11 protein-coding genes are annotated in these 9,184 nt (G+C 73.0%); 5 read left to right on the forward strand and 6 right to left on the reverse strand.

Translation table 11 applies throughout. The features are described 5' to 3' along the window. Positions 1 to 140: 140 nt before the first annotated feature. Positions 141 to 812: a GNAT family N-acetyltransferase gene (locus tag HEQ75_RS26870; protein WP_168035205.1), complete on the reverse strand. Its 672-nt coding sequence runs from the start codon at positions 810 to 812 to the stop codon at positions 141 to 143. A 382-nt stretch (positions 813 to 1,194) separates the two neighbouring features. Between HEQ75_RS26870 and HEQ75_RS26875 the strand changes: the two genes are divergently transcribed. Both HEQ75_RS26875 and HEQ75_RS26880 read left to right on the forward strand, forming a co-directional pair. Further along, on the forward strand, positions 1,195 to 1,911 hold the full coding sequence (locus tag HEQ75_RS26875; RefSeq protein WP_168035206.1) for a 2OG-Fe dioxygenase family protein: 717 nt from the start codon (positions 1,195 to 1,197) through the stop codon (positions 1,909 to 1,911). Continuing rightward, positions 1,908 to 2,387, forward strand: a complete 480-nt coding sequence (locus HEQ75_RS26880) for an MOSC domain-containing protein (RefSeq protein WP_168035207.1) — start codon at positions 1,908 to 1,910, stop codon at positions 2,385 to 2,387. The genes HEQ75_RS26875 and HEQ75_RS26880 overlap by 4 nt, the downstream gene beginning before the upstream one ends. A 74-nt stretch (positions 2,388 to 2,461) precedes the next feature. On the opposite strand, the gene HEQ75_RS28605 is transcribed toward HEQ75_RS26880, so the two are convergent. Next, positions 2,462 to 2,680: a hypervirulence associated TUDOR domain-containing protein gene (locus tag HEQ75_RS28605; protein WP_168035214.1), complete on the reverse strand. Its 219-nt coding sequence runs from the start codon at positions 2,678 to 2,680 to the stop codon at positions 2,462 to 2,464. Continuing rightward, positions 2,677 to 2,853 carry a KGG domain-containing protein gene (locus HEQ75_RS28610; RefSeq protein ID WP_168035215.1) on the reverse strand — a complete coding sequence of 59 codons (177 nt, stop codon included), beginning with the start codon at positions 2,851 to 2,853 and terminating at the stop codon, positions 2,677 to 2,679. The genes HEQ75_RS28605 and HEQ75_RS28610 overlap by 4 nt, the downstream gene beginning before the upstream one ends. Before the next feature lie 115 nt (positions 2,854 to 2,968). Here HEQ75_RS28610 and HEQ75_RS26895 point away from each other — a divergent pair, with 115 nt between their 5' ends. Beyond that, complete coding sequence (locus HEQ75_RS26895) at positions 2,969 to 3,955, forward strand: NAD(P)-dependent oxidoreductase (protein WP_168035208.1); 987 nt, start codon at positions 2,969 to 2,971, stop codon at positions 3,953 to 3,955. A gap of 19 nt (positions 3,956 to 3,974) precedes the next feature. On the opposite strand, the gene HEQ75_RS26900 is transcribed toward HEQ75_RS26895, so the two are convergent. The 3 genes from HEQ75_RS26900 to HEQ75_RS26910 form a co-directional block, all read right to left on the reverse strand. Then, positions 3,975 to 4,952, reverse strand: a complete 978-nt coding sequence (locus HEQ75_RS26900; RefSeq protein WP_168035209.1) for an MBL fold metallo-hydrolase — start codon at positions 4,950 to 4,952, stop codon at positions 3,975 to 3,977. A 106-nt stretch (positions 4,953 to 5,058) separates the two neighbouring features. After that, complete coding sequence (locus HEQ75_RS26905; protein ID WP_168035210.1) at positions 5,059 to 5,625, reverse strand: calcium-binding protein; 567 nt, start codon at positions 5,623 to 5,625, stop codon at positions 5,059 to 5,061. A 103-nt stretch (positions 5,626 to 5,728) separates the two neighbouring features. Further along, positions 5,729 to 6,997 carry a class I SAM-dependent RNA methyltransferase gene (locus HEQ75_RS26910; protein WP_168035211.1) on the reverse strand — a complete coding sequence of 423 codons (1,269 nt, stop codon included), beginning with the start codon at positions 6,995 to 6,997 and terminating at the stop codon, positions 5,729 to 5,731. A 58-nt stretch (positions 6,998 to 7,055) separates the two neighbouring features. Here HEQ75_RS26910 and HEQ75_RS26915 point away from each other — a divergent pair, with 58 nt between their 5' ends. Beyond that, entirely contained in the window at positions 7,056 to 7,877 is an 822-nt protein-coding gene (locus HEQ75_RS26915) for an FkbM family methyltransferase (protein WP_168035212.1), read from the forward strand. A gap of 82 nt (positions 7,878 to 7,959) precedes the next feature. Continuing rightward, entirely contained in the window at positions 7,960 to 9,162 is a 1,203-nt protein-coding gene (locus tag HEQ75_RS28960) for a serine/threonine-protein kinase (protein WP_168035213.1), read from the forward strand. Positions 9,163 to 9,184 lie beyond the last annotated feature (22 nt).

Raw genomic sequence — 9,184 nt, forward strand, 5'->3', positions numbered from 1 at the left:
GGGCTGAAGACGCTGCTCGCCAGCGACTTCATCCTCTGAACCGCATCCCCTGAACCAGTCCAGGGCGGGGAACACCCCGCCCTGGAAACACCACCCCAACACCAAACAAGCCCGTCCAGGCCAAGGGCCCGGCCGGGCATTCAGCCCCGAAAGGGGCCGCCGGCCGGCTGCGGCAGCCGGCGTCCGGGCAGGGCCGCTGCCGCGGGCGGCCCGCGCTCCACCCCGATCATCCGCGCCGCATGCGGCCCGGTCCGCGGCCGCAGCCGCATCCGCCAACGCCGCCGCCGTGCGGCAATCGGTCCCTGTTCCACCGCGGCCGCATCCTCCGCCGGGGCGGCGGCCGGATGCAGGGCGATCTCCATCACCAGGTCGCCCGTCTCGGGCAGGGTGTCGACAAGCCGGAAGCCGATCTTGCGGTAGAGGGCGATGGCCCCGGCATTCTCCGGTACCACGATCAGGCGCAGGCGCCGGCAGCCAGGCCGGTTGCGCAGCGTCGCCATGATGCGGGCCAGGACCTGGCGGCCCAGCCCGCCGCCCTGGTGGGAGCGCGCCAGGATGAACCAGCCCAGCCACCAGCAGGTGGCATCGCGGCGATCCGGGTGGAGGATGTGGAAGCCGATGAGGTGCCCGCCGGCGTGGATCCCCGTCAGCGCATGCGCCGGTCCACGGCGCACCGTGTCGAGAATCTCGGGCAGGGGGCCGAGGTAGTCTTCAACCTGTCCGGCATCCAGGTCGATGCTGTGCACGATGTCCAGATGGGCCTTGCCGATCCGGCCGTAGGTAAGGGCTTCCCGAGCCCGAGGGGGAGACATGCGATCCTGCTGTTTTCGTTGCGGCAAAGGGCGATGATGACGGCACCCGGGGGCACCTCACCAAGTCGCGGCCCAGGCGCATCCTGGACCTGTCTCCTCGGCCTTGGCAGCAAGATGGAGATCGCCTCGGCGAAACGCAAATGCGGGGGGCGCATCCACGAATGTGACAGTTGTGATATTTCCCGAACCCTTGCAGGGGCCCGGGAAATACCCCGTTTTCCGCGCAGCCGGGCCGGCAGGGCCTGCTGAGGACCCACGCGGGGAAAATATTTATTCCAGCCCCTCGCATGCCAGCCAGAACGGCGCGCCATTCGGTGCCGCAGGGCGGGAATGACCAATTCGCGCATCGCCGGCCGGCGGCGGCGCCTCTACCATCCGCACCATGCACCCCGACCTTGCCGCCGCCCTGACCGAGGGCGGCTTCATCCACCTGCCCGCCGCCGCCACCGCCGCCCTGCTGCCAGCCCCCGCCCTGGCCGCCTGGCCGGATTTCGCGGCGAGCTGGGACGGCATGGCGCTGGACCGGCACATGGCCGATGGCGGCCGCTACCGCCGGCGGCGCCATGCCGTGCTCGCCGCCCGCGCCGGCCAGCCGGGCCTGGTGCGGGAGGCCGATGCACCGCACTACCAGGCGCGGGACCACAACCCGCTGAATGGCGGCGTGCAACGGTGGTTCGAGCCGGTCCCCCCTGCCGTCACCGCCGGCCCGGCCTTCGCCGGCATCGCCAACTGGGCCCGCCAGGCCTTTGATGAAGCCGGCGGCGCGCAGGACTGGCATGTGGAAGCGCACCAGTTCCGCATCGAGGCCGCGCCCGGCAGCGAAGGCCGCCCGACGCCGGAGGGCATGCACCGGGACGGCGTGGACTGGGTGCTGGTGCTGCTGGTGCGGCGGGAGAATGTGGATGAGGGCGTGACCGAGATCGCCACCCCCGATGGAGGCCGCCTGGGCGCCTTCACCCTGACGGATCCGCTGGACGCCGTGCTGCTGGACGACCATCGCATCCTGCACGGCGTCACCCCCGTTGTGCCGCACGACGCGACGCGGCCGGCCTGGCGCGACGTGCTGGTTCTCACCTTCCGCCGGAGGAGCGCGACATGACCCAGGGCATCGATTGGCGCGGCATCCTGCTGTCCACCCATATCGCGCGCGCGGCCTCCCAGCCCATGGAGGAACTGCCCGCCGCGCTGCTGGTGCCGGGCCATGGCATCGAAGGGGACCGCTATGCGACCGGCAGCGGCACCTACAGCCACAAGCCCCATGCCGACCGGCAATGCACGCTGATCGAGGTGGAGACGCTGGAGGCGCTGCGCCGCGACCATGGGCTGGAACTGGCGCCGCATGAAAGCCGGCGCAACCTGACGGTCCGCGGCGTGCCGCTGAACCACCTGGTCGGCCAGCATTTCCGGGTGGGGGAGGTGGTGCTGTTCGGCGGCCGCCTGAACGTGCCTTGCCAGTATCTGGACGACCTGCTGGGCCGGAAGCTGTTCAAGCCGCTGACAAACCGCTCCGGCCTGAACTGCCGGATCATCCAGGGCGGCACCATCCGCCCCGGCGACGTGATCCAGCCCGCCTGACGCCAGGGCCCTCTCCACCCACAGGGGGAGAGGGTCGGGTGAGGGGCGCGCGCTGCGCCCGATTCTGGCCAGCCTCAGCGCCGCCGCAGCGCCCCGGGCCTGTGCGCCGCCTCGGTGCCGGTGCGGTCGCTGCGCAGGATGTAGTCCGGCCTGTCCGGGCTGGCTGCGACCTTGTGGCCCTTGATGCGGGTCGGGCTGGTCTGCCGCCGCACCACCTCGCCCTGGACCTCGCCCTGGCTGCTGTTCCAGGTGACCCTGTCACCCGGCTGCAGCGTCGCGGCCCTGCCGTTCAGCCCTTGCCGCGGGACTGGCCGCCCTTGCGCCCGGCTTCCGCCGCCCGTTCCGGGTCGTTGGCGAAGTTGTTGGGGTCCTTCTCCTTGCCCGCGCCCACCGTCTCCTGGGACACGCCCTTCTGGCCCTCGGCGCCGTGCCTGCTGCCCTGCTTCTGGTCCTGCTGGTTCGCCATTGATGGTCTCCTCCACCGCCGCATCCTGCGGGACCAGGAAAACGCCTGGCGGGGCAGGGCGGTTCGGGCGCGCAGGCGTATTGACCGGCGGCGCCACGCGGGCGATTCGGAAGCCATGAGCTTCCACATCCTCGTCACCGCCCCGCGGCTGGAATCCAGCGGCCTGTCGCTGCTGCAGGCCGCCGGTTGCACCGTCGATTTCGTCAGCGCCGAGGGCGGCCGGGCGGAACTCGCCGCGAAGCTGGCGACGCAGCCGGTGCAGGGCGTCATTTCCCGCTTCCTGCCCATCCCCGGGGAGGTCATCGCCGCCTGCCCGACCCTGCGCTGCATCTCCCGCGCCGCGGTCGGCTACGACCTCATCGACGTGGCGGCGGCCACCGCGCGCGGCATCCCGGTGGTCACCGCGGTGGGCGCCAATGCGCAGTCGGTCGCGGAATATGCGCTGGGGCTCATGCTCGCCGTGGCGCGCAACATCCCCTACCACAATGCCCAGACCCATGCCGGGGGGTGGGAACGCACCCGGCTGGGGCTGGAAATGCATGGCCGGCGGCTCGGCCTGGTGGGTTATGGCCGCATCGCCCAGGGCCTGGCGCGCATGGCCCTGGCGCTCGGCATGAAGGTCGCGGCCTACAGCCCCAACCTGGCGCGGCGCGGCGACATCGCGCCGGTCACCCAGGCCGCCTCGCTGCAGGACCTGCTGGCGCAATCCGATGTCGTGTCCCTGCACGCCCCGCTGACGCCGCACAACCGCGGCATGATCGGCGCGGCGGAACTGGCGCTGCTGGGGGAGGAGGCGATCCTGGTGAACACCGGCCGCGGCGGCCTGATCGACGAGGCCGCGCTGGCCGAGGCGTTGCAGGCCGGCCGCCTCTGGGGGGCCGGGCTGGATGTGCTCTCCACCGAGCCGCCGCCGCCCGGCAGCAACCCCCTGGTCGGCGCGCCGCGCGTCATCCTCAGCCCGCATATGGGCGCGGCCACCACCGTCGCCCGCAGCGCCACCGCCCTGGCCGCCGCCACCCATGTGCTGGCGGTGCTGCGTGGCGAGGCGCTGCCGGCGGATGCCTGCGTGAACCCGGAGGTTCTCGCCGCCACCCGCCCCTGAAGCGCCGCGCCCCCGCCGGCTACAGCGCAGCCGCCATGTCCGTCGGCACGAAGCGGTAGCCCTCGCCTTCCTTGCCCACATGGCCGACGGCCGGGAAGGGGTAGTGGTAGCCACTGACGCGGATGCGGTCCGTCGAGACCTCGTCGAACAGCCGGCGGCGGGATGCCTCGGCCGCCTGCGGGTCGAAGTCGAAGCCGATATGGAAACCCGGGCGGCGGGCCAGCAATTCGGGGCGGTTGGTCAGGTCCGCCAGGAAGATCATCTGCTCACTGCCATCCGCGATGCGCCAGGCGGTGTGGCCCGGCGTGTGGCCGAAGGCGGCGATGCTGGTCACGCCCGGCACCGCCTCCGCCCCGGCCTGCAACTGGCGGACCTTGCCCTGGTAGGGGGCGAAGCGGCGCTGCGTGTTGGCGAAGGTGCCGCGCTGCGGGGCCGGGCTGCGGCTTTCATTGGCCGGGTCGGTCCACCAGGCCCATTCCGTCGCCGGCACCACGATTTCGGCATTCGGGAAGGCGGGTGTGCCATCGGCGGCCAGCAGGCCGCTGATGTGGTCGCCGTGGAAATGGCTGACCACCACCGTGGTGACGCGGGCCGGGTCCAGCCCGGCGGCGCGCATGTTCGCCATCAGCTGCCCCACCGGCGCGCCGGCCTGCTGCGGACCATTGCCGGTGTCGAACAGCACCAGGCCGCGCGGCGTCTCCAGGCAGGTCAGGGTGAAGGGGATGCGCAGCGTGTCGGTGGGCAGGAAGCTTTCCGCCAGGACGGCCTGCACCTGCTCCAGCGGCGCGTTGCGCACGAAGCCCTGCAGCGGGATGGCGCGGCTGCCGTCATGCAGCATCGTCACCGTCAGCCCGCCGAGGCGGAAGCGGAAGAAGCCCGGCGCCTGGCGCAGCGGCGCCGGTGTCGCGGCCTGGGCGAGGGCGGGCGCCCCGCGCAGCAGCAGGGCCGGCGCGGCCAGGGCGGCGGTGGCGCCCAGCATCAAGTGACGGCGATCCATGGGAAGCCTCCTGCTTCGTTGCTGCGGTCAGGTTGGATGCGCGCTTCCGGTTGCAAGCCCCGGGCTTCCGCCGCAACGATCTTTCGGCATCCGGCGGCGGCCGGCCTCATCCGGGGGCGGTGAAAAAACTGATGCTGGCGAAGGTCAGCCGCTCGCCGCCCAGGGTCACGCTGCCGCTGACGCCGACCGGCTCGCCGAAGATGTCGGTGAAGCTCACCTGGTTGCCGTCGACATGCATCCGCACGGTCGGGTCGTCCAGTTGCAGCCCGGCCAGCAGGCCCGGCATGCCGACGCCGGTCAGCCACAGCGTGTCGCGCCCGTCGCCGCCGTCGAAGGCGTCGTTGCCGTCGCCGGGCTGCCAGAAGAAGCGGTCGCTGCCCTCGCCGCCATGCAGGCGGTCCGCCGCGCCGTCGCCCCGGCCGCCCTCCATCAGGTCGTCGCCCGCGCCGCCGGCCATCAGATCGGCCCCGGCACCGCCATCCAAGGCATCGTTGCCGCTGCCGCCCAGCAGCGTGTCGTCGCCGCCATGGCCGAACAGCATGTCCCGCCCGCCGCTGCCGCGCAGGCTGTCGGCGCCCGCGGTGCCGTCCTGGTCCTCGACGAAGCCGTCATAGACCCCGCCGCTGATGCGGTTCAGCGCGGCGGCAGGCAGCGTCTTCGGGGGCGTGGTCATGGTGGGCTCCTGCTGTTGGGCCGGGCGAGACGAAGCTGTAGCGCCGCCGCCGCCGCCTGTCCCCGCGCCTGGCCCTGTCGGGCCGACAGGCTGCGGCTAAGGCTCAGCGCCGGAAGCCCACCACCGATTCCAGATGCGGCGACCAGGGGAACTGGTCCACCGGCACCGCCCCCGTCACCTTGAACCCGGCCTTCACCAGCACCGCCGCATCCCGCGCCAGCGCCACCGGGTTGCAGGAGACATAGACCACCACCGGCACCTTGCTGCGGACGATCTGCGCCACCTGTTCCACCGCCCCGGCATAGGGCGGGTCCAGCACCACGGCGCCGAAGCCGTTCAGCTCCGCCGGCAGCAGCGGCCGATAGGCGAGGTCGCGGCGGATCGCCTCCACCCGCCCGCCCTCGCGTCGCGCTGCCGCATCCAGCGCCGCCACCGCCGCCGCATCACCCTCATACGCCGCGACACGGTGGCGGGCGGCCAGCGGGAAGGACAGGGTGCCGATGCCGGCGTACAGATCCGCCACGCGGCTCCGCACCGGCAGCTTCTGCGCCGCCAGCCGGTCCTGCACCGCGGCGATGATCGCCGCCTCGCCCACCGGAGCGGCCTGCAGGAAGGCGCCGGGCGGCGGCGCCACGGCCACGCCCGAGAGCATCAGCCGCACCGGCCCGGACTGCGCCGCATTCTCCGGCAGGCCGGTGCCGCTGGCCCAGGCGATGCGCGGGATGCCATGCGCCGTGCCGAAGGCGGCCAGCGTGGCGCGCTGCGTCGCGTCCAGCGGCCCATCCGTCCGCAGCAGCAGGTCCGGCCCGCTGTCCAGCAGGTTGAGCACGGCCGAGCCCTCCCGCTTCAGGGCCGGCAGCCGCCGCAGCATCTCCCGCAGGGGGCGGAACAGCGCCACCAGCGCCGGGTCCAGCACATGGCAGGTGACGAGGTCCGCCACCGCCGCACTGCCGCGCGCATGAAATCCCAGCGCCATCGCCCCGCCCTGCAGCCGGCGCAGCGCCAGGTCCGCGCGGCGGCGGGTGCCGGCTGGCGCCAGGACGATGTCGGCCACCGGCGCATCCGGCTGGCCGGCGCGGTCCAGCGCCTCCACCAGCCTGTCCCGCTTCCAGGCGGCATAGGCCGGCACCGCCATGTGCTGCAGCGCGCAGGCGCCGCATTCCACCAGGAAATGCGGGCAGGGGGGCGTCACGCGGTGTGGGCTCGGCGCCAGGATCTCCACCACCTCCGCCGCCAGGCCCTCGCCGCGCCTGCCGGCCAGGCGCGCCGCCACCCGCTCCCCGGGCAGGGTGCCGGGCAGGTAGACGGCGCCCTCCGGCGTTTCCGCCACGCCATCCCCGGCGCTGCCGAGCCGGGCGATCGTGACTTCCATCACAGGTTGCGCCGCCTCGTCCCGGATGCGATGGGGGTCGGAACCGGAACGGGTGTCCATGGTCGACAAGCTGTCATCCCTGCTGCGCGCGAAGCCCCGCCATCGGGGCGACTGGTATTATCTGGGCGGCGGGGTGGGTTTGGCCCTGACCCACTTCGGCCGCAAGATATTCCTGCCCGGCGACGATGCCGGCATGACGCCGGAGATCATCGTGAGCGGGCGGTGGGAGCCGCATGTGGAGGCGGTTCTGCGCGCCCGTCTGAAGCCCGGCATGCAGGTGGCGGAGCTGGGCGCCAGCCTCGGCTTTCACACGCTGGTGATGGCGGAGGCGATCGGCCCGCGCGGCCATATCCACAGCTTCGAGCCCTATCCCAAGGTGCTGCCGCTGCTGCGCCGCACCCTGGCCAGCAACGACCTGTCCGGCCGGGTGACGCTGCATGAGGTGGCGATCCTGGATCAGCCCGGGGAGGTGCGCTTCGCCGCCGACCCGATCCAGACCGGCAGCGCCCATCTGGCCATCGCGGTGGCCGCGCCGAACTACTCCGAAGGATTCACCACCCCGGCGCAGCGGCTGGACGACGCCTTGGCGGCGGTTCCGGCGCTGAACCTGCTGCGGATGGATGTGGAAGGCACCGAGGGCCTGGCACTGCGCGGCGCCACGGCGCTGATCGCACGCTCGCCCGCGCTCGGCATCGTCATGGAATGGTCGCCCATCATGCTGGCGGCGCGCGGCGATGTGGCGGAACTGGCGCGCTGGATCGCCGCCATGGGCTTCACCGCCCGGCGGATCGGCCGCGATGGGCGGCTGGAGCCGGTGGCGGCGGAACGGATGCCGCAGCTGGAGCATTGCGACCTGGTGCTGGAACGCACGGGCGCGTAACGGCGGGTGCCGCTTCCGGCTTCGCCCCGGCTTCTCTATGAGTGGTTCTTCACCCGGGCGCGGTGAGGGAGAGCAGGGGCCGATGCTGCCGAGCGAGATTGCGGGCAAGTACGAGGCGCGCGGCACGCTCGGCGCCGGTGCCATGGGCAAGGTGATCGACGCCTTCGACCGGATGATCGAGCGCCGGGTGGCGGTGAAGCTGGTGCGGCTTCCCGCCGGCGACGATGCCGAGGCGCGGGAGGCGCATGCGCGCTTCCGCCGGGAAGCCCAGGCCGCCGGCCGCCTCTCCCACCCCAACATCGTCGGCGTCTTCGACTATGGGGAGAATGCCGACACCGCCTGGATCGTCATGGAGCTGGTCGAGGGCGGCACGCTGAAGGGCGTGATGGACCGCGGCGAGCGCATGGCGGTGCCGCAGGTGGTGCGGGTGATGGAACAGATCCTGGGCGCCCTGGCCTATTCGCATGGCCGCGGCGTGGTGCACCGGGACATCAAGCCGGCCAACATCATGCTGACCGGGGAAGGCCCGGGCGGCAGCCAGGTGAAGATCGCCGATTTCGGCATCGCCCGGATCGAAAGCTCGACCATGACGCAGGTCGGCACGGTGATGGGCACGCCGAGCTACATGGCGCCGGAGCAGCTGCGCGGCGAGCCGGTGGATGCGCGGGCCGACATCTGGGCGGCCGGCGTGGTGCTGTACCAGTTGCTGACCGGCGAGAAGCCCTTCGATGGCGGCTATTCCGCGCTGATGCACCGGGTGCAGACGACGGAGCCGCCGCCGCCCAGCCAATTGGCCGTCACCGCCCCGCGCGGGCTGGATGCCGTGGTGGCGCGCGCCCTGGCCAAGCGGCCGGAAGACCGGTTCCCGAGCGCGGCGGCCTTCGCCGAGGCGATCCGTGCTGTGGTGGGGCCGGAGGCGACGGGCGGCTTCGGCATGGCGGCCTTCGGCGGCTTCGCCGGCGCCGGCAAGCTGCCGGGGCTGGACGATGCCACCATGCTGGCCACCGGCCAGCATCGCCCGGCCCCGCCGCCGCCCGTGGCACCGGCTGCCGCCGCGCCGCCGAAGACATCCGGCGGTGCCGCCAGATGGGCGCTGCTGGCCGGCGTGGCGCTGCTGGCGGCCGGCGGCGGCGCCTATGTGCTGACCAAGGGTGGCGCCCCGGATCCTGCGCCCCCGACGAGTCCCGCCGCGCCCCAGCCCGCGCCCCCGCCAATCCCCGCGCCCGCGCCGGCGCCGCTGCCGGCACCCGCCCCGGCGCCTCCACCATCACCGGCAAGAGCCTGACGCTGCGCGGCTTCGGCGCCGA

The organism is Falsiroseomonas selenitidurans, assembly GCF_012103215.1.
Classification (GTDB): Bacteria; Pseudomonadota; Alphaproteobacteria; order Acetobacterales; family Acetobacteraceae; genus Falsiroseomonas; species Falsiroseomonas selenitidurans.

Bases quoted from the DNA above. Each gene is read 5' to 3' on its own strand.
- HEQ75_RS26870 (WP_168035205.1), bottom strand. From the start codon at position 812: ATGTCTCCCCCTCGGGCTCGGGAAGCCCTTACCTACGGCCGGATCGGC.
- HEQ75_RS26875 (WP_168035206.1), top strand. From the start codon at position 1,195: ATGCACCCCGACCTTGCCGCCGCCCTGACCGAGGGCGGCTTCATCCAC.
- HEQ75_RS26880 (WP_168035207.1), top strand. From the start codon at position 1,908: ATGACCCAGGGCATCGATTGGCGCGGCATCCTGCTGTCCACCCATATC.
- HEQ75_RS28610 (WP_168035215.1), bottom strand. From the start codon at position 2,853: ATGGCGAACCAGCAGGACCAGAAGCAGGGCAGCAGGCACGGCGCCGAG.
- HEQ75_RS26895 (WP_168035208.1), top strand. From the start codon at position 2,969: ATGAGCTTCCACATCCTCGTCACCGCCCCGCGGCTGGAATCCAGCGGC.
- HEQ75_RS26900 (WP_168035209.1), bottom strand. From the start codon at position 4,952: ATGGATCGCCGTCACTTGATGCTGGGCGCCACCGCCGCCCTGGCCGCG.
- HEQ75_RS26905 (WP_168035210.1), bottom strand. From the start codon at position 5,625: ATGACCACGCCCCCGAAGACGCTGCCTGCCGCCGCGCTGAACCGCATC.
- HEQ75_RS26910 (WP_168035211.1), bottom strand. From the start codon at position 6,997: ATGGAAGTCACGATCGCCCGGCTCGGCAGCGCCGGGGATGGCGTGGCG.
- HEQ75_RS26915 (WP_168035212.1), top strand. From the start codon at position 7,056: ATGGTCGACAAGCTGTCATCCCTGCTGCGCGCGAAGCCCCGCCATCGG.
- HEQ75_RS28960 (WP_168035213.1), top strand. From the start codon at position 7,960: ATGCTGCCGAGCGAGATTGCGGGCAAGTACGAGGCGCGCGGCACGCTC.